22 protein-coding genes are annotated in these 23,986 nt (G+C 37.4%); 5 read left to right on the top strand and 17 right to left on the bottom strand.

Annotated features, from left to right (window positions below):
- Positions 1–4 precede the first annotated feature (4 nt).
- The 7 genes from V7147_RS11170 to V7147_RS11140 form a co-directional block, all read right to left on the bottom strand.
- A complete protein-coding gene (locus tag V7147_RS11170) occupies positions 5–394 on the bottom strand; it encodes a VOC family protein (RefSeq protein WP_335367930.1) in 390 nt (129 codons plus the stop codon).
- Positions 395–466: 72 nt separating this feature from the next.
- Positions 467–1,396, bottom strand: coding sequence for a ketopantoate reductase family protein (locus V7147_RS11165; protein WP_335367929.1), 930 nt, complete (start codon positions 1,394–1,396; stop codon positions 467–469).
- A gap of 41 nt (positions 1,397–1,437) precedes the next feature.
- Positions 1,438–1,872 carry a MaoC family dehydratase gene (locus V7147_RS11160; protein WP_335367928.1) on the bottom strand — a complete coding sequence of 145 codons (435 nt, stop codon included), beginning with the start codon at positions 1,870–1,872 and terminating at the stop codon, positions 1,438–1,440.
- A gap of 60 nt (positions 1,873–1,932) precedes the next feature.
- Entirely contained in the window at positions 1,933–3,522 is a 1,590-nt protein-coding gene (locus V7147_RS11155; RefSeq protein WP_335367927.1) for an acyl CoA:acetate/3-ketoacid CoA transferase, read from the bottom strand.
- A gap of 291 nt (positions 3,523–3,813) precedes the next feature.
- The gene (locus V7147_RS11150) at positions 3,814–4,719 is read right to left on the bottom strand and encodes a LysR family transcriptional regulator (protein WP_335367926.1); all 906 of its coding nucleotides are present in this window, start codon (positions 4,717–4,719) and stop codon (positions 3,814–3,816) included.
- A gap of 48 nt (positions 4,720–4,767) precedes the next feature.
- Positions 4,768–5,526, bottom strand: coding sequence for an IclR family transcriptional regulator (locus V7147_RS11145; protein ID WP_335367925.1), 759 nt, complete (start codon positions 5,524–5,526; stop codon positions 4,768–4,770).
- A gap of 68 nt (positions 5,527–5,594) precedes the next feature.
- Positions 5,595–6,941, bottom strand: a complete 1,347-nt coding sequence (locus V7147_RS11140; protein WP_335367924.1) for a hypothetical protein — start codon at positions 6,939–6,941, stop codon at positions 5,595–5,597.
- Positions 6,942–7,391: 450 nt separating this feature from the next.
- Here V7147_RS11140 and V7147_RS11135 point away from each other — a divergent pair, with 450 nt between their 5' ends.
- From V7147_RS11135 to V7147_RS11125, 3 genes are all read left to right on the top strand, one after another.
- On the top strand, positions 7,392–8,459 hold the full coding sequence (locus V7147_RS11135; protein ID WP_335367923.1) for a tripartite tricarboxylate transporter substrate binding protein: 1,068 nt from the start codon (positions 7,392–7,394) through the stop codon (positions 8,457–8,459).
- 242 nt (positions 8,460–8,701) lie between these two features.
- A complete protein-coding gene (locus V7147_RS11130; protein WP_335367922.1) occupies positions 8,702–9,181 on the top strand; it encodes a tripartite tricarboxylate transporter TctB family protein in 480 nt (159 codons plus the stop codon).
- Between the two features lie 12 nt (positions 9,182–9,193).
- Positions 9,194–10,696 (top strand): tripartite tricarboxylate transporter permease, encoded by a 1,503-nt coding sequence (locus V7147_RS11125; protein ID WP_335367921.1) that lies wholly within the window; start codon positions 9,194–9,196, stop codon positions 10,694–10,696.
- A 92-nt stretch (positions 10,697–10,788) separates the two neighbouring features.
- Here V7147_RS11125 and aroQ read toward each other — a convergent pair whose 3' ends face one another.
- The 7 genes from aroQ to V7147_RS11090 form a co-directional block, all read right to left on the bottom strand.
- Positions 10,789–11,232, bottom strand: a complete 444-nt coding sequence (gene aroQ / locus V7147_RS11120) for a type II 3-dehydroquinate dehydratase (protein ID WP_335367920.1) — start codon at positions 11,230–11,232, stop codon at positions 10,789–10,791.
- 107 nt (positions 11,233–11,339) lie between these two features.
- The gene (locus tag V7147_RS11115; RefSeq protein ID WP_335367919.1) at positions 11,340–12,179 is read right to left on the bottom strand and encodes a sugar phosphate isomerase/epimerase family protein; all 840 of its coding nucleotides are present in this window, start codon (positions 12,177–12,179) and stop codon (positions 11,340–11,342) included.
- A gap of 92 nt (positions 12,180–12,271) precedes the next feature.
- Positions 12,272–13,219 (bottom strand): hydroxymethylglutaryl-CoA lyase, encoded by a 948-nt coding sequence (locus tag V7147_RS11110; protein ID WP_335367918.1) that lies wholly within the window; start codon positions 13,217–13,219, stop codon positions 12,272–12,274.
- Complete coding sequence (locus V7147_RS11105) at positions 13,220–14,425, bottom strand: CaiB/BaiF CoA transferase family protein (protein ID WP_335367917.1); 1,206 nt, start codon at positions 14,423–14,425, stop codon at positions 13,220–13,222.
- 83 nt (positions 14,426–14,508) lie between these two features.
- A complete protein-coding gene (locus tag V7147_RS11100; RefSeq protein WP_335367916.1) occupies positions 14,509–16,272 on the bottom strand; it encodes a thiamine pyrophosphate-binding protein in 1,764 nt (587 codons plus the stop codon).
- Between the two features lie 3 nt (positions 16,273–16,275).
- Positions 16,276–17,268 (bottom strand): zinc-dependent alcohol dehydrogenase, encoded by a 993-nt coding sequence (locus V7147_RS11095; RefSeq protein ID WP_335367915.1) that lies wholly within the window; start codon positions 17,266–17,268, stop codon positions 16,276–16,278.
- A 39-nt stretch (positions 17,269–17,307) separates the two neighbouring features.
- The gene (locus V7147_RS11090) at positions 17,308–18,732 is read right to left on the bottom strand and encodes an aldehyde dehydrogenase family protein (RefSeq protein ID WP_335367914.1); all 1,425 of its coding nucleotides are present in this window, start codon (positions 18,730–18,732) and stop codon (positions 17,308–17,310) included.
- 450 nt (positions 18,733–19,182) lie between these two features.
- On the opposite strand from V7147_RS11090, the gene V7147_RS11085 reads away from it, so the two are divergent.
- Positions 19,183–19,731, top strand: coding sequence for a shikimate kinase (locus V7147_RS11085; RefSeq protein WP_335367913.1), 549 nt, complete (start codon positions 19,183–19,185; stop codon positions 19,729–19,731).
- A 49-nt stretch (positions 19,732–19,780) separates the two neighbouring features.
- Here V7147_RS11085 and V7147_RS11080 read toward each other — a convergent pair whose 3' ends face one another.
- The 3 genes from V7147_RS11080 to V7147_RS11070 all read right to left on the bottom strand — a co-directional run bounded on the left by V7147_RS11080 (position 19,781) and on the right by V7147_RS11070 (position 23,330).
- Positions 19,781–20,794, bottom strand: a complete 1,014-nt coding sequence (locus tag V7147_RS11080) for a LacI family DNA-binding transcriptional regulator (RefSeq protein ID WP_335367912.1) — start codon at positions 20,792–20,794, stop codon at positions 19,781–19,783.
- Positions 20,795–20,868: 74 nt separating this feature from the next.
- Positions 20,869–21,771 (bottom strand): AEC family transporter, encoded by a 903-nt coding sequence (locus V7147_RS11075; RefSeq protein WP_335367911.1) that lies wholly within the window; start codon positions 21,769–21,771, stop codon positions 20,869–20,871.
- Positions 21,772–21,899: 128 nt separating this feature from the next.
- Complete coding sequence (locus V7147_RS11070; RefSeq protein ID WP_335367910.1) at positions 21,900–23,330, bottom strand: aldehyde dehydrogenase family protein; 1,431 nt, start codon at positions 23,328–23,330, stop codon at positions 21,900–21,902.
- Positions 23,331–23,621: 291 nt separating this feature from the next.
- Between V7147_RS11070 and V7147_RS11065 the strand changes: the two genes are divergently transcribed.
- Positions 23,622–23,981: a Lin0512 family protein gene (locus V7147_RS11065; protein WP_335367909.1), complete on the top strand. Its 360-nt coding sequence runs from the start codon at positions 23,622–23,624 to the stop codon at positions 23,979–23,981.
- Positions 23,982–23,986: the final 5 nt, after the last annotated feature.

The raw sequence follows: 23,986 nt of genomic DNA, 5'->3' as shown, positions 1-23,986 counted from the left end.
TCCTTTATTTATAACTGACTTCTATGTTGAGCAGCTTTTCAATGGAATTATTTTTTGCCTGTATCAATTCAAGCACGAGTCCTTCAGGTAATTGAACCCAATTACGTCCCTTCGGTGACTCAGACACATCCCATGTATAAACCTCTTTGAGTACGGATTCCAAATCCTCTGTAGTAATTGCAATATGATGTAGTTGCCCTCTAGATTTTTCAAGACCAGTGTCAGAGATTATCTGGAGTCCACCTTGTAGCCAAACCTGATACGGGTTTGCTTCTGTTCCTTCCATATTGACGACTTGCATACCAAGTGCTTCCTTGAAGAAACGAATATACCATTGGATGTCTTTTACACAAAATGCTGTATGCTCAATGTAAGATCTATTATTATAACTCAACACTTCTCACTCCTTATCTTTCACCAGTGTCTAATATTTTGGTAGCTTCTAAATGTACTATGCACTAGCCCCTTAAACGTTCTTAAGCTGGAATTCAATCCCCTTAATAGAAGCCACTAATGATTGATTAACAGGCGTTGGAATATTACTCTTTTTACCCAATCTTACTATCGCACCATTAATGTAATCAATTTCAGTAACCGACCCTTTTTCTAAGCTTTGTAGAGTAGAAGTCTTGAAATCTGCAGGTAATCCTTCAGCAGCTTTCAACCAAATTTCTTCTGGGTCCTCGGTTGTTAGAACTATACCATTAGCCCTTGCTACAGCGATTCCTTCTGCAATTGCCTTGAAAGCACACACCTTAATTTCAGGTACTTTATACAAGGAACCATATGTTAGCCTTGTAATACCTGACAATGCACCAGTAGCAGTATTAATTAATAATTTATCCCATAGAATCCCCATGATATTATGACTTACTACTGTTAACAATCCCGCTTTTGAAAACAATTTTGCAACTTGAGTCACTCTATCTGTAATGCTACCATCTAGTTCCCCAATGTAAGTGTATTTATTTTGGGTGCCGGTAAGAACCCTTCCTGGTCCTAACAAAACACCACCTACATATGTTTTTCCTGCTAAGATACGCTCTTTTCCAATAACTTCAGCGATGGTTTCCTCATTACCAAGACCGTTTTGCAATGACATAACTATTGTTTTATCTCCGATGAGTCCTTTTGCATTTTCAATGGCTTGCTTTGTATGAAATGATTTTACAAGTATAATTAGCAAGTCTACTGGACCAATTCCATCACATTTCTGTCTGGCCAGTGCTTTTACTAGCCGGTCAGTCGTTCCATCTGTAAGTATAAGGCCTTTGGTATTAATAGCATCGACATATTCTTGGCGATGATTGACTAAAATCACCTCCATTCCAGCTTCTGCTAATGTTCCTCCAATTGCGCTCCCTAATGAACCTGCTCCTAATATACAAATCTTCATAACTTCCTATCACCCCATCCCATCTTACTTACCTATCTGTCTCATTTTTCAATTATGAAGAATTTTAGAATGTGTTGAGCTACTACACATAGTTCACCTTTTTGATTGTATACCTCGACTTTTGCGTATGATTTTAAGTTTTCCTCATCAATATTTACAATAGTATAGTGAGCAGTTAAAGTATCTCCAAAAAACACTGGATTAGTAAATCGAAGCCGGTCATAACCATATGAAACACTAGGCATTTCTGATCGAGCTTGAACTTGAATAAGCGTAGAGGCCGTTGAGCCTAATGCAAATATTAGTACTCCGTGGGCAATTCTCTTTTTATATGGAGTATTTTTCATGAATTCCTCATTCATATGCATTTGACTAAAATCTCCCGTTATACCTGCAAACAAATATACATCCGATTCGCTAATCGTTTTCGTATATGAAATTGTGTCCCCAACTTGAAATGGTAATTGATTATTCATAGTTTCTCCTCTTTTCTACTTTAACTTAAGTATTTATAACTGCTGATATAACTCCTATAATCAATACTTCTCCAACCATTCATTCAAAATTCCCATTGGTTCAGGTAAAAACAAGCGCGTATCCATTACTTTTAAATCATTAGCAATCAGAGGTCTAAAGCCCATATGTGCAAAAATATCACGTTCAATATCCATTCCTGGAGCAATTTCGCATAATTCCAACCCTTGGGTTTTCAGTCTAAATACCCCACGTTCTGTGATATAAAGAACTTCTTTTTCTTCTTCTATCGCAACTTTTCCATTAAATGTGATTTCGCCTACTTGTGGCACAAACTTTTTGAACCGACCTTCTTTCACAATTTGCACACTACCATTATTTATCTCTGTTTTTAATCCCCCAGCAGTAAGCGTGCCACTAAATATAATCTTCTTACTTTTAGATGTAATGTTGATAAAACCACCTGTCCCAACAATTTTGCCATTGAAACGGGATACGTTGACATTGCCAGCCTCGTCGACTTCCGCAAAGCTAAGGAAACAGACATCCAATCCTCCTCCATCATAGAAATCAAACTGCGAAGCCATATCTATGACTGCCCTGTTGTTTACACTGGCTCCAAAAAAGATTCCTTGTGCAGTTACCCCACCAATAGGTCCTGTCTCCACTGTTAACGTAAAATCCTCACTCACCCCTTCTTCTTGGGCAATAACACCAATACCATCTGAAATACCGACACCCACATTCCCTACATCCCCAGGCTTTATTTCAAAAAGAGCCCGGCGTGCAATGACTTTACGTTGGTCCAGAGTAGGAATCGTAATTTCACCCGTTTCAGCAATAAAATCCCCAGACATAAAGCGATTAACTCCACCACCGTATAATTGGGGCTGTTCTGGAACGACCACTACGGCATCAACAAGAAATCCGGGTACTTTAACATCCTTAGGATGAAGTGTACGAGCCTTTGCCAATCGTTGTACTTGTGCTATGACAATTCCTCCATTATTTTTTACTGCTTGTGCCATTGGCAAAATATCCAAGTAAGCGATTTCATCTTCCATCGTAATATATCCATCTGTATCAGCCGTTGTCCCACGAATAAGTGCCACATCAGGGCAAATGGTTGGATAAAATAACCATTCGCGACCATTTATGTTCATCAACTTAATTAATTCTTCCGTTGTACGTTCGTTTAATCTCCCACCACTTTGCCTAGGGTCGATATATGTACCTAATCCGACATGTGTAAGAATCCCCGGTTGTCCCGCAGCAGCTGCCCGCAATAATTGACTCATGACTCCCATTGGAAAATTATATCCCTCGATTTTATTCTGAGCGGCCATTTCTGCAAGACGGGGCGATTGATCCCAGTGTCCTCCTATCACTCTCTTAACCATTCCTGGCTGGGCAAGTGGTGACAATCCCCGGTCATTACGATTTCCAAGACCAGTCGAAAAATAATACGTTAAATCCCGTGGTTCCTTTGTCTCTTGGTACCGCTTAGCCAATGCCTCAATAACAGCGGTCGGTTCAGTGATTCCTCCACCCGCCCCAAGGAAAGCAATGGTCACACCAGATGGAATTAGCTTAACAGCTTCTGCCGGAGTCAATATCTCTACAGTGTTTCTTCGCCTTTTAATAGGTTTCATAATGCCCCCCCTAAAATTAACTATTCTGTATATATGTAATATTCTAACCTCTACTAATTTCAGTTTATCTTGGTTAATAGCAAATGAAAAATGAATATTACTACTGGATGCTATGAACGATAGGACTTATTAGCTTTTTATTTTGTTAGATTTTGGGATGAAATTCTTTGGTAACAATATTCATTTAATCCATGTGTTCTTTATTCCCTAACACAAAAAATCCGAAGACAATGTTATCTCCAGATTTGCAAAAATGATTATTCATTTTTTAAATTTAAGTGACTAATTTTATTAAGAGTATGTAGACTTTCCATTATCGAAATTAGGAATATTTTTTATAACGAAATTCTTAAATTGTTCAACTGCTGGTGACATATAGCTATTGGATCTCCACGCCATTTCTATTACTCTACTACACTTTGGTTCCTGAACACGAAGTATGGAAACTTTCGTCATATCAATGCTAGACGTATATGGGATAAGAGCAACTCCACAGTTTGCGGCAACAAGACCAGAAATAATTTCATCCTCTGAACCTTCAATCTCCACCTTCGGAAGGAATCCAGCCTGTTGACAAAATTTATCAATGACCTGTCTTAATGGCAAGTCTTTATGATAGTGTACGAATGGTTCATTGGCTACTTCGTACAAGTTAACTAAAGTACTATTAGATAATGGATGATTCTTCGGAACCACCAAAAAAAGTTCTTCATTAATAATGGATATAGTACTTATATTTTCAACCCTGTCTTGTGGCGAGCAAAAGACAATATCCACTTCAGTAGATTCTAATTTACTAATAATTTCTCCTGTCACCCCTTGGGATAATTGAAATCTTACATTTGGGGTTTCTTTTAAAAATTGTTGAATTAAATTAGGAACAAAACTTGGTCGTAATGATGGAATAAAGCCAAATGAAACCACCCCTTTATTCGGGTCAACCATTTTTTGAATCTTCTCCTGGGCATCAGCCATTTCTTGTAAAGCATGATTTGCATGCTCTAGAAAAATGTGACCATATGCATTTAAACTTACTCCTCGTGAGTTTCGGTCAAATAATGGTACACCTACATCTTCTTCCAATCGTGCAATAGACTTACTTAATGCTGATTGCGTGAGTGAGAGTATTTTCGCTGCCTTTGTAATATTTTCAACTTCTGATAATACCCGGAAATTATGAAGCTGTTGAAAATCCACTTTGAATCCCCCTAACATTAAACCAGTAGGAAAAAGATGTTTTAAATCTCAGTCAGTCAAATATCCAAGATTGGAAGAAATCTCAATTCCACCTTCAATAAGTAAGTTTCTTAGTTTGGTGATAACCTCTTCCTTAAATCTTGTAGTTGGACCAGAAATTGATAAAGCGGCGATTACATTGCCATTCACATCAAATATTGGCGTGGCAATTGCTGATGATCCTACTTCACGTTCATCTATACTTTTAGCAAACCTCTCATCAACAATTTGGTCTAGGTCTTTTTTCAAATCTTCCTTGTTTTTTTTCGGATTCTCACGGATATATGTTTTTTCAATAAATTCATCGGATTGATAAGCTAGTAATACTTTTCCAGTCGCACCTAATGTAAGCGGAAGTTTTTCCCCAATCCTAACAGCATGTCTAACAGACTGTAAGCTTTCAAATTGTTGAATACAAATTCTACTGTCTTTATCCAATACGTAAAGGTTTACTGTTTCTCTTGTTTGATCTCGAAGTCTTTCCATCGTTGCTTTTGCAACTGAGCGAATTTCAATCGATCGACCTGCAAGGTTACCTAAAAAGTACAACTGCTTTCCAAGTTTATATTTAAATGTAGCAGGGTCCCTTTCAACTAAGCTATTCAGCTCTAATGTGTATAGTAATCGGATAACAGTTGATTTAGCCAGATTAATTTTTTTGGAAATATCCGTAAGTGAAAGTTCATTTTCTTCCAATGTAAAACAATTTAAGATATCTATTGCTCTTTGCAATGAACGTATTCCCTTTTCTTGTTCTGAAGTGTTCATTAAAAATCATCGCCTCTAAATAAAATTTTGCTAAACGGGGGAGGAAAACTGTTTTGTTTTCCTTTTTATTAAAACAAGGTAATCAAGTATGCCACACCTATCGTTAACAGCATATAGAATAACGCATACAGGATATTCATAAATCCAACCCTGTATGGATTTACTTTAATGATGTCAGCCAAAATCGATAACGATACATTATACGGACTGTATATTATTGTTGCTAAACTGCAAGAGATAAATACGAGTGTTAATGAAATACTAGGTATAGAAGGTATGATTGGAGCTAATAATTCTGCAATAAGTGTAATAGAAACTAATGGATGAAACCCAATTAGGGCAGTAAATAAGAAGTAAGCGCCAATCATTAAGAAAAATAGTAAAGTATTGTCTGAGTTGGCATTAAATATCGTTTGCAGGAATGACATATGCCCTGATGCTGAAAGCATACCTACAAAAAATCCCGCTGATAAAAACATAAAAAAGTAATTGGATAAATTATTTGTTCTTTCAATCCAATGAGGTATGGTAATTTTAAAATACCGTTTGGGTCTGCGAATGACAAGTGCCCATACTATTGAAATAGGTAAAAGTAAAAGAATAATAGAAAATAAATAGCCTTTATTTAATATAAATTGTAGTAAATTGACCCCAATAATAAAGATAAAAAGTAAAATGAGCATTTCCGTAACATTTTTACGGAACTTTTGGGGCGATATCTTCTTGACATCCGTATCTATTTTTAACTCTTGTTTATACTTAAAATGAGCTAAGGTCAAATCTACGGTGGCTGCGATTACAACAATTAGAAGCATTAAAGGTAATATATAAATATAATTTGTACGTGTTATATCCAATGAAATACTAACCATAACTTCCATAGGGCTCCATGAAAGACATAGGGCATAGCTTCGTAATAAACTCTGTGCTTTAAATTTATCAATTGTCTTTTTAGGTAATTGCTCCAATGAATTATGTAAAGAATTACTTAATAAAGGGATGGTTGCAATATTTAAAAATAGTCCAAGTAAATGCGTTACAAGGAAGCTTCGCGTATATAGCTTGCTTAAATTTGTAATCCCTTGTTGCAAAAATAAACTTAAACTTTGGTCATAGCGGCCAACACGTATAAGAGAATTGATAAACGGCAGAAATAGAAATAATGACAGCATGCCTAGCATGGCCTCAAAGTTAAGGAAAAGCTCTTGCCATGGCAATTGACTTTGAAAAAATAAAAAAAAGCCAATCATCATAAATATAAGTCCAGATTTTAAATATAGCCCCCTCGCGTAAAACAAAGAAATGATTAACGCAATGGTTGCACAAATCCCTATAGAAAAAGAAAGTAGTGGATGTTCAACAAAACGGGATAGGATGTATAAAAAAATTAAAAATGAATAAATTAAAACGCGCATCGATCCTACCTCCCTTTCATAGGAATATTCAAAAAGCAAATCTATGAGAATCCAATCCAATATAGCAATATGGAAAACTACTTCCACTCTTTATCCTACAAATAATTCCATCAATATGATAATTAACGAACTAATTTTTAGGATTGTAACAAAAATTTGACAATTCATATTGTTAAAAAAATAGAACTATTGTAAACTTGTGTCAACGCTTTCAACATATTTGGATTAGATTGATCTAGAAGGAGTTATTGATTTTTAAAGTAACATAATTTGGTATAAACGTCTAGATCTTACTATTCAAAAAAATTAAAATTTAATAGCTATTTACTAGATCGGTCTAATTAATGGGGGGTGATCATTAAAATATGAGGAGGATTAGGATTTGATTTTTTAGTAATACGTAAAAAGACATTAAAAAAATTTTGCTAATTTAAAAGGAGGAATATGATAATGAAATTTCGTTCACTTTTTTCTCTGCTAGTCGTTTTCTTAATGACTATGCTTGTGGCGTGCTCTAGTGTAGATTCAGGAAAAAGTTCTGGTGATTCCGAGAAGAGCGGATCAGAAAAGGAAACTGCTAAAGGAATCGACGGCACAGTAACGGCTGTAGTACAATGGGCTGCTGGTGGAGCGGCTGACACAGTTTCCCGTGCAATCGCCCCTCTGGCTGAAAAAGAATTAGGTCAATCAATCGTAGTAACGAACAAACCAGGTGCTACAGGTGCGATTGCTCTGCAATATGTACTTGATCAAAAATCAGACGGAAGAACAATTTTATTTGCTGCAGAAAATCCTGCATTATACGGTGTATTAGATATTTCTCACAAAGGTTTTGAGGATTTATATCCAATCAATATTTTCTCAGGTGCAATGTCAGCATTGATTGTTCCAAAGGATTCTAAGTACGAAACAGCAGCTGATCTTATCGATGATGCTAAGGCGAATCCTGGAAAAATCCAAATGGGTTCTACTGGGCCTGGAGGGCAACCATTCGTTGTTTCTACCATGTTATCCGAAGTAACTGGTGCCGAATTTAACCTTGTACCATATGATGGCGATGGTCCATTGGTAACTGCAGTTTTAGGAAAACACCTGGATGCCTCTGCAGTAGGATTAACAGCTGCACTTGAAAGTGCAAAAGCTGGGGAAATTAAAATCCTGGCTCTTATTCACAATGAACCACTTGATGTAGATGGCTTAGGATCTATTGAACCAATTACAGAAACTATTCCTAAAATGGATAAATTCCTACCATGGGGTCCATTCTATGGTGCTTGGGTTAAAAATGATACTCAAGACAATATCAAAGAAGAATTAATTGAAGCATTTAGTAACGCTCAACAAGAAAAAGATTTCCTAGATTTCGTTAAACGTACAAATGGTGTTTCTCTTAATCTTTCCGGTGATGATGCGGTGAAATTCTGGAAAGAGTGGCAATCAAAGACAACTTGGTTATTACATGATGCAGGCGTAACGAAAACAAGTCCAGAAGAATTTAATATTGAAAGAATAAAATAAACAATTTATTAGCCTAAATGAAAAAAAGTGATAAAAAGTAGGAGGATAAAGCCTCTGTCATTTTCTATCCATTTACCATTTTATTTATGATATAAAAGCAGAGGTTAAGACTTTTATAACAAACAAGGGCAAAATATTCTATTCTATTAAAAAGATTGTCACCATCAACCATCAATATGGTTATTGCATGATGACTAAAGGAATTCTATAAGAAATTTATATATTGAAAGAGATGAATGAAAATGACAATGAATCGAATAATCCCGCCATTTCTTATTCTTTTAGCCTTTGGTTTCCTTGCTTTATGTTTTACTGTGGACGGACATAAGATCACAGATCCAGCTTCCGCGGTTTTTCTACCAGGGGTAACAGCAGTTTTGATGATCATTTGTTCTTTCCTTATTGCGAAAAAGGGAGTATCAGCTTCTGACCCTTCTGATGCAGTAGAAATTGATGATGACGGAAAAACCCTAGTAGAGGTTGAAAAAATAACAAGAAACCAACTAATTATTCGTTTAGTTTTGTTTGTAGTTGTAGTTTTTTTATTTGCTTATTTGATGAATTACCTTAATTTCATGATTATATCTTTTATTTATTTAATTGTAGCTATGTTTATGTTGGAACGTAAACGCATAGTTATAAGCTTGATAAATTCCATTGTTGTATCCGTAGTTTTTTATTTCCTTTTTAGTTACGTTTTCAAGATCGTTTTTCCGTCATAAGGAGTGAATGACATGTTAGAAGCATTATTAATCCCATTTTTGGATATCAAGCTATTATTACTCGCAGTTTTTGGAACATTATTTGGCTTTATTATAGGGGCTTTGCCGGGCTTATCGGTAACAATGGCGGTTACTCTTTTAGTATCTTTAACATATACATGGGATTCAACTGCAGCAATTGTTGTCATGATTTCCGTGTTTTTTGGAGGAGTATATGGGGGATCAAGAACCGCGATTTTATTAAATATTCCTGGAACTGCTTCATCCTTTGTCCAAACATTTGATGGTTATCCGCTCACCAAAAGAGGAGAGGCGGGAAGAGCAATTGGTATCTCTACTATTGTATCCATAATAGGAGGTTTAATAGGACTTATTGTTTTAATTATTGCATCTCCACTTTTAACAAAGCTTGCACTTGGATTTGCCCCAAGGGATTATTTCTTAATTATGTTATTAGGAATTCTATTAGTTGGTAGTTTAGCATCGGATTATCTACCTAAAGCCATATTTGTTGCTGGAGTTGGAATATTTATTGGTTTAGTAGGTATTGATCCAATGTCAGGTGTAGGGCGTTTTACGTTTGGTAATTTACAATTAATGGGTGGGATTAACTATATTGCCTGTTTACTTGGTTTATTTGGATTAGCAGAGGTTTTAGTTCAACTTCATAACTTGGGTAGAAGCAAGGCAGATGTAATCATCAAAAATGTGATACCACCATTAGTTACAATATTGAAATACTTACCATTAACCCTTCGAACGGCAGTGATTGGAGTGGTAGTAGGTGCATTGCCTGGTGCGGGTGGAGAAATTGCATCACTATTAGCCTATGACCATGCAAAGCGTACAACGAAAAATCCTGAAAGACCATTTGGAAAAGGAGCATATGAAGGTTTAATTGCTCCTGAAACTGCAGTAATGTCCTGTGTTGGTGGTGCGTTGATTCCAATGCTGACATTAGGGATCCCTGGGGATGCAGTAACAGCTGTTTTAATTGGTGCACTTTTAATTCATGGTATGAACCCTGGACCTATGCTTTTAATTAATACACCAGATATATTTTGGATCATTGTTGCTACAAGTGCAATTTCTCTTGTATTTGTAGGGGTTTGGGGCCTATCTGGAATTCGACTTTTTGCCCGTGTCATATCAGTACCAAAATATTTACTATTACCGATTGTTACATTTTTTACTGTTATTGGTTCTTATGGAATTCAAAACAGCGTTTCTGATGTTTACTGGATGATTGCCTTCGGTATTATTGGGTATTTCATGCGAATATATAACTTCCCTGCAGGTCCATTAGTTTTGGGTATTATTCTGGGACCGATGATGGATAATCATTTACGAAGGGCTCTAATTTCAGAAGAAGGAAATGTAATTAGCTTCCTTACTAGTTTATTTACTCATCCGATTAGTTTAGTATTAACTCTCATCGTCATTTTTACATTATTTTCACAAACTAAAATGTATCAATCTTTAAAATCGAAATTTTCCAGAGGCGCTGCTGCTTAGTCAAAAAAAGGAGTGGTACAAATCACAAGATTTGTATCACTCCTTTTTAGTTGGTTACTATTTTAATAATACCTTACCTACTAGCTTAAAGGTTAATTTTCTTTAGTCAAGGATACAGCCGCACGTAAACCAAGATAATAGCTATCGATTCCAAATCCGCAAATCTGACCATTCGCAATTTCTGCAAAAACAGATTTATGCCTGAACTCTTCCCGTGCATGAATATTCGACATATGGATTTCAATTATTGGTACTTCAAGAATTGCTAAAGCATCTCTCAGTCCGTAACTATAATGTGTCCATGCACCCGCATTAATGATCACAGCGTCTTTGTTTTCAAAGTAAGCCTTATGAATTCTTTCACACATTTCACCTTCATGATTTGTCTGAAAGCTTTCAATCTCGACTCCAAGCTCTTTTGCTAATTCATTCAGTCCCGCATCAATTTCCTCTAAGGTCACCGTCCCATATTGAACAGGATCTCTTTTTCCAAACATATTATGATTAATTCCATGTAACATTAGAATTTTTTTCATATTATTTCTCCTAACCATTAAATTTTATATGATTACAAGTTTTTCAACGAATAAACTTCTTCTTAGTATAACCTAGTTTAGAATTTTCAGGCAAATAAAATACTAGATTATTTATGTTCAAAAGCTTCGCTAGTTCGAGGATATTTATTTAGATAATCCTTTGCAGATTGAAGACAGCGCCGAGCAAATTCCTCATTACCGAGTTCCCTTGACCTCTTCAGGTTAGGTAATTCAATCGAATAAGGGATTTCTGGTATCCTATTTACTATACTTGCAATATCAATGCCACCTTCACCTACATATGATCTTTCCTCACGAAGAATACGAGTCATCTCTTCCTGCGAGTCAGGAATATCTAAAGGTGCATCACAAAGATGCAGGTAACGAAACCATTCGCGTGGAACTGAATCCAAATCCTCGACCCTGTCCTTAGAACGATGAAAATGGTGGATATCTAGCATTAGGCCAGCATTTTCCCGATTAGCTGTATGAAGAATATCAAGTGTTTCTGCAAGATTCTTAACGCTCGCTATCGGTACAAACTCTAATTCGACTGTCAGTCCGAAAGGTTTGGCGAGATCACAAATTTCAGCAAATCGTTCTACGGCAAAATTTCGATCTTCTGTCCAGATGCTGCTAAGAATATGTCTCCCACCAAGTTCAGCTGCAACTTCCATAGCTGGTAAATACCGCTTTGGATCAACTCTGTCATTTACTCGGGCAAGCTCAATGTCAAGAAGCTTTACGCCTGTATCGGCAAGGGCCGTTTTCGTTTCACGCATCATTTCCATATTCGTAGCTAACTCGTAATTGGGCTCACCGGGTAAGCCCATATAAATAGGACGTAAACTAACGAAATCATAACCAGCACGTGCAGCTAAATAAACCATTTCAGGTGGCGGGGAATCTAAAACTGTTAAGTGCGCTAATGAGAATTGTTTTGTCATCCGATTATTAACCTCCTACACTTATTTGGTTTCTTCAAATAGCAATCGCTTTCATAAATGTGTTACTTACTTTTCAGTATGAAGCATCTGTGTTACCCTAACTTTTCCTGGGTTTCTGGTGTGATATGCAGATTAGAATTTGGGCCCGCTTGAAGCATATAGCTTCCACCATCGTGGCCAAGCATTTGTTTCACTTCTTTTGCGGCATTAATTGCCAAATCTAAATCAATTCCGGTTTCTATATTCATTTCATGGAATGTGTGCACAAGATCTTCAGTTGCAATATTCCCAGATGCACCTGGCGCGTATGGGCAACCTCCCAATCCCGCTATCGAACTATCAAAGTGAATGATTCCTTGTTGCAAAGCCGCAACTGCATTTGCTATTGCCATTCCACGTGTATTATGCAAATGCATCGAAAAAGTCATTTCGGGGTACCGCTGTTTCAATTCACCCAACATCTCGTAAACCTGTCGAGGATTTGCCATTCCTGTCGTATCAGCCAGTGATACTTCATTAATTCCCATTTGACTATATCGATCTAATACGTACGTAATACGACTAATTGGGACTTTTCCTTCATAAGGGCAACCAAAAGCTACCGAAATTGAACCGCCCACCCCTACACCTTTTTTGTCTGCAAATTCAATAATCGGCTCTAATTTATTGAGAGCTTCCTCAGTCGTACTATTTGCATTTGATATACTGTGAGAGTCTGTTGCAGATAACATTAATTTCAGTTTGGTAATCCCTGCTTCCACAGCCCTTTCCGCACCTTTTACGTTTGGAACTAAAGCCCGGAACTTAATGCCTGTTAAATCCTGTGAACTTCTTACCACTTCACTTGCATCCTTTAAATTTGGAATCGCTTTCGGGTGAACAAACGATGTGATTTCCATTGATTGAATGCCAATTTTTGCGAGTTCTCGAATGATATGGAGCTTCTGCTCCGTCGGAATCCATTTCAGTTCAGCTTGGAATCCATCACGCGGAGCCACTTCACAAATCACTACCTTTGATGGCAGTCGTAAATCTGTCATTTAAATAACTCCCTTCTCTTTCAGTTCATTTATCTTTTCCGCCGAAAATCCCAACTCTCCTAAAATAGCATTATTGTGCTCGCCTAATTCTGGTGCACGGTGGCGAATCGCACCCGGTGTCTTGGAAAACTTCGGTACAACTCCTGGAACCTTAATTTTCCCTAAACGGGGATGCTCTACTTCTACAATATTTTCCCGAGCTTGATAATGTGGATCATTGAAAATATCTTCTATAGTATAAATAGGACTAATCGGTACACCAAATGAATCTGATTTTTCTAGTAACTGCTTTTGGGTAAAACCTTTAATCCACTTTGAAACGATGACTTGCACGTCAGCATCATTTTTCAAACGTTGTTTATTCGTATGATAACGCGGATCCGTTAACATATCCTCTCTATCCATTGCCTTGGCTAGGCGATCAAAAGTGGAATCAGTACTACATACCAATACGACAAATTTGCCTTCTTTCGTTTCATACGTACCAGCCGGACTTGAATGATTTGCTAATCCTGGAGTCCTTTCGCGTATGACCTGATTTTGGTCATACTCAGCAATTAGGAACTCTAACATGCGGAACATAGACTCATAGAGACCCATTTCCACAACTTGACCTTCCCCCTCATCATTTTTAACGAGGTGAAATAAAGCGCTTACGGTTGAAAAAGCAACAAATACTCCCGTAATATAATCGAGCAAAGAATAAGATGGACTGACAGGTGGGCGATCCTTAAAACCTTGTATGGCTGTGTGTCCGCTAAATGCTGTACTTGGTGTGCCAAATCCTGCTTTGTCATTGTATGGACCTGTTTGCCCATACCCAGATAATCTCATCATAATTAATTTTGGATTCGTTCTTTTTAATTCTTCATATCCCAAACCCCATTTTTCTAACGTTCCAGGACGGAAATTTTCAATTAACACATCAACCCGTTCAATTAATTTAATAAAAATTTCTTTTCCTTCTTTTGTACGAATATCAAGTGTTAGAGATTTTTTATTTCGTGCCAGACCTGGCCATCTTAAAGGTTCAGAGCCTTTCCAAGGACCTACACTTCGTAATGTATCTCCTTTTCCTGGCAACTCCACCTTCGTTACATCAGCACCTAAATCAGCTAACAATGTTGCGCCGAAAGGGGCGGCAATCATCGTTGATATATCCAATATTTTCACACCTGTCAATGGTCCGAAGTTCGGCTGTGACATATGATCATCACCTTCCGTAAAAAACAAGCCCTACTTTTACACTTTATAGAGAATAGGGCTTGGCTTTATTGTTTAATAGACTATTAGTTTGTAGAAACATGATGTACTTTTCGATCTGGTGAATAAATGTCCATGATGTTCCAATGCCCAGCAGTTGGGACTGGATTGTTTAGCATTGCAACATCAATCACGACCGGTTTATTGGAAGCAATTGCTTTCTCAAGAGCCGGCTTAAATTCTTCTGCTTTTTCAATTTTTACGCCTTCGACCCCGAAAGCTCTAGCGATCACTGCGAAGTCTGGTGAGTATGGTTCGCCATCCTTTTTGAATAATGTACCAAGCGTTGTATCGTAATGGGCTTTTTGTAAACCTGCAATTGTACCAAATGCATAGTTATTCATCACGACCCAAATAACTGGAATATTTTCCTCTGCGGCTGTTGCTAAATGTGCAGGATTTTGGCCGAATCCACCATCTCCAACAAGTGATACGACAATACGATCTGGATGTGCAACCTTTACACCAAGTGCAGCTGGTGCTCCGAATCCCATCGTTGCAAATCCACCCGGAGTAAAAATTGTTCCCGGAGTGTAAATATCAAATTGTTGACCCACGCCATTTTTGTTCCAACCAACATCCGTCGTAATAAATGCATCACGAGGCAACACATCACGAACTTCAGCCAAAATACGTTGTGGCTGCATTGGGAAACAATTGTCCTCTTCAAACTTTTTATTACTATCTTTAAATGCCTGTTTATTAGTAGCAATTTCTTGTTTTAATGCCTCATTTTGACGGCCACCTGGAGCAATTTTCTTCGCTACTCGATTTAAAACGATAAGTGCCTGTTTCAAATCAGCTACTACTCCTAGTTCAACTGGGTAGTTACGTCCAATTTCACTCGCTTCAATATCGATTTGAATTAGTTTTGTTTTAGGAAAATCAAAAGTGTATTCATTCTCCCATGAGCTTGAGTCAGCTTCTGCAAAGCGCGTTCCAAGGCCGAAAATATAGTCTGCCTCACGCGTTTTCCGATTGATAAATTCTGTTCCCCAAAAACCTGTCATGCCTAGAACAAGTGGATTGTCATCAGGTACTGCGCCTTTACCCATCAAGGAATGTGCTACTGGTAAATCAAAATGATTGACAAATTCCGCAAGTTCTTCTGCTGCATCAGCTAGAATGACACCACCACCTGCATATACCACCGGATTTTTTGCATCTAGAAGTGTATAAATGATTTTTTCAGCTGTTGCTTCGTCGATTGATGGCTTTTGAAGTGATTTTGTATGATGTTTTTGTCTTTCAAATAATTCTTCGTCAATCTTAGCCGAAAAAATGTCCATAGGGACCGAAACAAGAACTGGACCTGGCGTCCCACTTTCAGCTAACTGGAATGCTTTTTCTAAAATTTCCGGGAACAAATGCGCGCTATCTACACGCCATGCACGTTTTACAAAAGGACGATAAATTTCATATTGGGTGGCATCCGCGTGAAGGTTCACTTCTTGGTGTGGGTGTTTACCGTAGTAATGACTCGGAATATCACCGGCGATCACAACCATTGGAATGCAATCTAGAGCTGCGTTTGCTACACCTGTTGCCGCATTAGTCATACCGGGTCCTACGTGTGTTAAGAGCACTGCCGTTTGTTTTTTCGCGCGTGCATATCCATCAGCCGCATGGGCCGCAACCTGTTCATGGCGAACATTCACAAACTTTATATTGCTGCTTCTTTCTAATTCTGATAGAAATGCTATATTTGTATGCCCACAAAGTCCAAAAATATGTTCAACACCGCGATTCTCCAAATACTTTACCAATAAATTCGAAATTAGTTTTGCCATCCTTTATACCTCCTTGAAATTCAATAAAATTTTTCCATAATTACCTGAAGTCGCATCCTCATAAGCTTTTGAGAAATCTGTAAAATGGTAGATTTTCGAAACAATTTGATCAACTTTGAAACTATCTTTCTTTAAATAATCGATGCTTTTCTGAAAGTCACCAGGTAAGTTATAAATGATTGAACCAAATAAAGTAATTTCTTTTCTTACAACCTGAACAACTGGAATCGTAGCCTCCGGAGTTATCCCAACTAACACCATTGCGCCACCTGGCTTTACTAATTCGACACCTTGTTCAAAGGATGATCTAGCACCAGCTGTTTCAATGACAATATCATATTCTCTACCTTTTACATCATCGGGCAGCGCTGTTTCGATATTCGGGAAAAAACTTTTTATCTTTTCCAGCTTTTCTTGTTTAATGTCGATACCAGTAATGGTTGCATTTAGATAATTTGCCAATGTCAATGCAAGCAAGCCTTCTGTTCCACAACCAATAATGGCAACTTTTGTATCAATCGTGATTGACACTTTTTCCAATGCATGAACAATAACAGCAAAGGGTTCAATAAGTACTGCCTTTTCATTTGGAAGTTCATCTGGGATCTGCATCACATATTTTTCAGATATGATAAATTCTTCAGAGAACCCTCCGTCTATATTCACACCTAATGATTTTTTATTTTCACAAATGTTTCTTCTGCCTTTTCGGCAATTTTCACATTCATCACAATAAGAATTTGGCATGACAACAACTCTTTGACCAATTTCCAAAGTCGAATTTGGACTTACTTCGCTGATGGTACCAATCAATTCATGCCCGGGACAAATCGGATACGTAGCATGTGCCAATCGTCCTTTAAAAACACTTAGATCCGATCCACAAATCCCACCATAAATTAGTCTGATTTTCACCTCTTTGTCTTGCAAAATTGTGGTTGAAGGAATTTCCTTTAATTCTAGTTCACCTGGTTTATTCAATAAAAGTCCCAACATTTTCTTCACCTTCTAACCTTTTTGTAAATGATTTATGTACTATTCAGCGACCCTTAGGACGATCATTTTTGTCTCTGTCATGTCCTCAATTGCAAAGCGTGGGCCTTCCCTCCCAATTCCACTATTTTTCACACCGCCGTACGGCCAATGGTCCAATCTAAAATTTGATGTTCCGTTAATGACGACACCACCGACCTCCAAAGCACGTGCTACTTGGTAAATGATATCCATCTTATTTGTGAAAAGACCGGCTTGTAAGCCAAAGGATGAATCATTCGTCCATTCAATCGCTTCTTCTATATTCTCAAATGAGATAACGCTTACAATTGGCCCAAACACTTCTTGGCAAACAGCTTTACTTTCCTTTGGTGGGTTTACTAGAACAGCAGGTGTTACGGTTGCACCGCTTCTTTCTCCTCCACATAACAATGTAGCACCTAGACTGATAGCTTCATCGATCCACTCAATGATTCTATTGGCTGCATTTTCATCCACTAAAGTACCTACATCTGTATCTGGCAACACTGGATCGCCAACCTTTAACTTCAATACTTCTTCTTTTAAATGGTCTAAAAACGGTTCAACCACTGATTGATGAACATAAATTCGCTGAACTGAGATACAGCTTTGACCAGAGTTACTAAACCCTGATGCTGCACACATTTTTGCGGCTTTTACAATATCTGCATCTTCATGTACGATTGTTGCTGCATTACCGCCCAGTTCAAATAGGACCTTTTTAATTCCTGCAAGTTTACTAATGTTTTTGCTGGCAACAATCCCACCAGTAAAAGAAATGACATTAATTCGGTCGTCCTTTACGATTTGCTGTCCAACTTCGACACCACCTAGCACCATATTTACAGCATTTTCGGGCATACCCGCTTCAAGTAATAATTTTAAAAACTCTGTTGCAATTAGAGCTGTTTGCGGTGCAGGCTTGAAAATAACACTATTTCCGGCAGCAAAAGCAGGACCAATTTTATGACAAACAAGATTTAATGGTGCATTAAAAGGTGTGATAGCTGCCACTACTCCAACAGGTACACGGAATGTGATCGCTAAAGCATTTTTCCCTCTTTCGGATGAATCTCCTGACATTGTTTCGCCCGTTAACCGTTTGGCTTCTTCTCCAGATAGTTCTAGTGTTTCGATAGATCGAATTACTTCATCCATTGTGTTTTTTAACGGTTTCCCCAATTCAAGGGAGATGAGCTTAGCGAACATCTCTTTATTCTCATCTAATAGCATGGCTGCCTTTTTTAAAATTATTGAACGTTCCAGGGATGTCAATTTTGCAACATCCTTTTTGGCTTCATATGCCGAAGCAAGAGCTATTTCTACATCAACTGCTGTCGACAATACTTGTTGACCAATTACTTCTCCAGAATAAGGACTTTTCACATCAACAAGTTCTCGGTCTCCCAAGAACCAGTGGCCATTTATATAAGGCTGGGCTTGCATAACAATTACACCTACCTTCGTCTTTTATTAGATCGATCTAACAATGCGTGCAATTCTCATATTTGTAACCGTTGTTAAAATGGGGCTCAATTCTTCTAGACTATACTTAATGACAATCAATCTACAATATGATCTATTACTCCTTCTTCTTACAGTTTGATCTGGAGTAGTTTTTATTAGATGGATCTAATTTTTATCTAAAAACATTGTTAGATCTATAAAAAAGGATACAAATATAAAAGTTTGCCACCTCTTTTCTTCGTACATATAGAAAATGTTACTTAGAAAGCTTTAACCATATGTTACAATACATTTCATAAGACATCAATACATTTTTATGAATTTTCGAAATAGTTGAGATTGATTTTTAATATTTCCTTTTGAAAATGAAAAAACATATGGTAGTATTTATTAAAATGACTTTGAAATTAACAATAGGAAGTGCCGTAAATGATTAATACTAATAATTCATTAAGAGAAAAAAGTATCGTTTTTATCGGCTTTATGGGAGTCGGAAAAACAACTGTTGGTCAACTTGTAGCAAAAAAACTTTTTAGAAGTTTTGTAGATATTGATCAAGAAATTGAAAAAGAATACAATATGCCCACCTCTCAAATTTTCAAATTAATCGGTGAAAAGGCTTTTCGTGAAAAGGAAAAAGAGACTATTTCAAATTATTGCACTCAAAAATTAAAAATAATTTCTCTCGGTGGTGGTGCCTTTTTACAAAAAGATACCCGAGACATATGTTTAAAAAATTGTATTGTTTTTTATTTAGACGTTTCTTGGAAGTCCTGGAAGGAAAGAATAAACATTTTGATCGATAGTCGTCCAGTTTTACAAGGTCGCTCTATACAAGAAATTGAAGAACTATTTAGTGAACGAAAAGATATATATTCGTTACATCATTCTAAATTAAATACAGACAACTCTAATGTTGAAGAAATTGCTGATTATATTATCGAATCGTTAAAGTTGGCTTGGGAATTATATGATTAATAGGTATAGCATGGGGTGACCAATAAGGTTCACCCTTTTTACCTTCATTCTAAGAAGAGCTTCTAACTACGAGTTCCGGATGTAAAATAATCCTCTGCTGCTCACGATCTCTATTTACAATTCGTTGATGTAAAAGACTTGCAGCTTGGGACCCTATAAGGCGTGCATATGAGGACACGGTTGTTAATGGTGGGTTATACAGGGACGCTTCTGGAACATTGTCAAATCCTACAACTGCCATATCCTTCCCAGGGTTTAGTCCGGCATCGCTCAGGCCCAATAATACTCCATGTGCAACAAAATCGTTAAAACAAAAAGCAGCCGTTGGTGGTTCTTGATTGAGAAGGACCTTTCGAACTGCATCTTTTCCACCCTCACGAGATACTTCGCTCTCAATAATAAGCGAATGATCTATTTCTATTCCCGCCTGGATTAAAGCATTGCAATATCCTTCTTTTCTTTTCTGCCATGCAGTAGAACCTGAAAATCCACCCAAAAAAGCAATACGTCGATGCCCTTTTTGAACCAAGTGATTTACGGCCATTTGTGACCCAACTACGTAGTCAATTCCAACATAATCAGCATCCACATTTTCAAGTTCCCTTACGGAAAGAACGATTGGTATATCCAATTGCCTAATCCGCTCAACTGTTTCTTGTGAACTATCAGAGACAGGACAAAGGATCAGTCCCCCCACCCTATGTTCAAGCATTGTTGAAAGAAGTCTTTGCTGCTTTGTATCTAAATCAAAAGTAGTACCCAAGAATACACTATATCCAGCTTCATCTAATGCATTGTGTACACCTCTAAGCAGCTCTGAATAAAACGGATTTGCTATATCGGTAATAATTAAACCAACTGTTGAGGTCTTATTGGAACGCATATTTGCCGCGACTCGATCATAAACGTACCCAAGTTCTTGCATTGATTTTATCACTTTGTTACGAGTCTTTTCAGTAATTTCTGGACTTTCACGAACAACAAGCGATGCAGTAGCCCGGGATACACCTGCGTGTTTTGCAACATCTAACAAAGTTACACGTTTTTTTGATTTCAATTTCATTCACCAGCTTACCTATATTTAAATTGGTTTAATTATATTTATTTCGCGATCTATTATTTCGATTAATACTTTAATTATTCTAGAAAAAAGAGTGTTAATGGGATCGTAAGCAGACTTATGAGTGTAGTTATTAATGTAGTTAATGAAATTAAATTTGGCTTTACATCAAATTGAACAGCTAACATTGTTACATTGGCTGCAACAGGCATAGCAGCTAACAAAATAAAAACACTTTTTATAACATCGCTTACAGGCATGAAGATTACTAGAACCGTAGCCATAAGCGGAGCAGCGACCATACGTATAAGTGATACAACGCTTAAATACTTATATTCAAATTTTTGTGGTTTTATCTCGGCTAGTTGCATACCAAGAACGAGCATGATGGTTGGAATCGCAGCAGAACCTACTAAACTAACACTATCAACGACAGTTGTTGGTAGTTCCACATGAAGAAGCTGAAGCAGTACACCGAGAAAAACACCGTAAAGAACTGGCATTTTAATCACACTCATTACAGCATTCTTTATAGTGGCAGATTTTTGACCACCGTAGGATGCAATAAATATCCCAATTGAATTAATTAAAAGGCCATGAATAACCATAAGTATAACTGCATAGTTAAATGCATGAGTCCCATAAGCAAATAATACAACAGGTGCCCCATAATTTCCACTGTTAGGAAAAAGAGTGCCTAGTAACATTACGGATTTATGAGTTTTATCCATTTTCATGATCCAACCAGTAATCAATGTTACACCTAAGAGGATGATAATCAGTAAAATAGAAAAAAGAAACATATAGAAATAATCGATGTTTAGTTTATTCGAATAAAATGTTTCAAAGGTTAAAAATGGAGTCATTAAATATAGGGCCATTGTTGAAATAGATTTAACATTTAGATGAAGCATCTTTTGACCAATATAACCGGCCCCAAAGATGAGAAATGCTGGCAATACGATTAATATCAAATCCATTTCAACAACCCCTTCAAAAACTAAGATTACTAGATTAGAAAAGAGAAACCGGGAAATTGTTCCTACCCGGTTTTGAAAATTATCTCACGTAACCATTCAATAGTATCAGTATGCTTCTATGTCAGCTTTTATCTCTCCAACTCTGCTTGATAAAAATCACCGAATAATTCTTCATCCGAAGGGCGATCTACGGCAATTTTTCTAGATACCCAAGTTGTATTCATATAGTGTTTAAGATTAACATTTTCAGAGACAATATTGCCCCCCCAAGTACCGCAGCCGAGGCTGGATGTCATTGGCATACCATTGTCGAACGCACCAGCATTTGCCTTGGACTGTGGTTGACGTACCATGATTCTACTGACTGGTGCAGCAAGAGCAAGACGGTGAATATGGTCATCGTTGAAAGAATAAATACCGCAAGAATGGCCTTTCCCACCTACTTCATAAATAGCTCGCATCATATTGAGGGCGTTTTCAAATTCACCTTCGTATTTATAAACAGCCATTAATGTTGTTAACTTCTCACCAGAGAAAGGATATTCCTTACCGATTCCATCACCATGAACAATTAGGAACTTTCGGTCATTTGGAATATTAAAACCAGCAATTTCCGCTAACTCCTGAGGTGCAATCGCGACTGTTGTTGGCAGACGCTTGCCCTCTTCATCCCACATTACATTACGAAGTTTTACCTTTTCCTCTTCATCCGCAATATAACCACCCTCTTTAACAAGTTGGTCAAGAAATGGATCAAAAATTTGATCACTTATAATTAGATTTCCATCTGAAGAACAGCCTGATCCATTATCAGATGTTTTACTTAACATGGAATTGTGAGCAGCTTCTTCAATATCAGCTGTTTCATCTATGATCATCGTTGAGTTACCAGCACCAACTCCATAGGCAGGTGTTCCAGAACTATATGCACTTTTTACCATATCTTTACCTCCAGTTGCAAGGACAAGATCTGCGCGTTCCATTAGTTCTTTCGTCATTGGAATATTGACATGCGTTAAACACTGTAAAATATCCGCAGGTGCTCCTTCTTTCCGGAGAGCTTCACGCATTAACTCAACTGTTTCAAAGGAGGTATTCTTAGCACGTGGATGTGGAGAGAAAATAACGACATCCCTCGCCTTTATTGCGTAAATGGCCGACCCCGCTGGAGTAAGATCCGGATTAGTTGTTGGAACAATCGAAGCAATAATTCCAACAGGTTTTGCATACTTTACAATCCCCTTTTCAGGTATTTCTTCAATAACTCCCACACTCTTCTGACGTAAAGCATCTCGTAATATCCCTCTAATTTTAAAACGTTTATTCATGCGACTTTCATAGTCACCAAGTTTACTTTCCTCGATACCCATTTCGGTTAGACGGGTAAATGCTTTTTTGTTCGATACTGCCCAAGCGACGGCCTGACATAGACGATCTACCTTCTCTTGATCGTAAGTTTCAATAATAGCTAATGCTTTTCTAGCCTTTTCTAATGCGGAATCGAGTTCGTTCTGCTGCTCCTCAGTAAGTGCGTTTCGCTTTGTAACTTCAATCGCCAATATGATAACCTCCTAAATAAATTGTGGATGATTGTTCCACAAAAGTGGAACTCAGTTTCATGTGTCGGAACCTCTAACTGTGATTTTATATGAATTTTCAAATTTTTTCAATACTTTTAATAATCATTATGAAATGTGTTAGATTATTCTCCATTAGCAAGTTTGAATTCACATGAAAAAAGACACCCTATTTTGCAGGGGGCCATCAACGGAATTCATTTATTACGTTACTGCAGTTTATTTTTGCTAAAATAGAATAGAATAATCACTTAATAACGAGGTGTCTATCAGATGGAAAAATTAATGTTTATCGAAACTGGCATGGGGATAGATGTTCATGGCCAAAATATCACAAAAGCAGCGATTCGCGCTGTAAAGAATGCGATTCACTTTAACTCAATGCCTGGAATTCGATCAGTTCTACCAGGAAATAGCCTAGACAATATGGTGGTCAACGTAAAACTAGCGGTTCCTTGCGATAAAGAACAGCTAGATATTGATGCAGTAAAAGGAGCCATACCGTTCGGAAAGGTTTCAGTGGAGGTAATGGACGGAGGAATGCTGACAACAAGCGGTATCGTCATCGAGGAAAAAGGCGATCAAAATGATTTGATGTACATCGTTGTCGCATCAGTAGAAGTTGGGTACTAAAGGGA

It is taken from the genome of Bacillus sp. JJ1521 (genome assembly GCF_036965165.1).
Taxonomy (GTDB): Bacteria; Bacillota; Bacilli; order Bacillales; family Bacillaceae_L; genus Ferdinandcohnia.
Note: the sequence above shows the minus strand (reverse complement) of the source record. Positions and strands in the feature narration are given on the sequence as shown.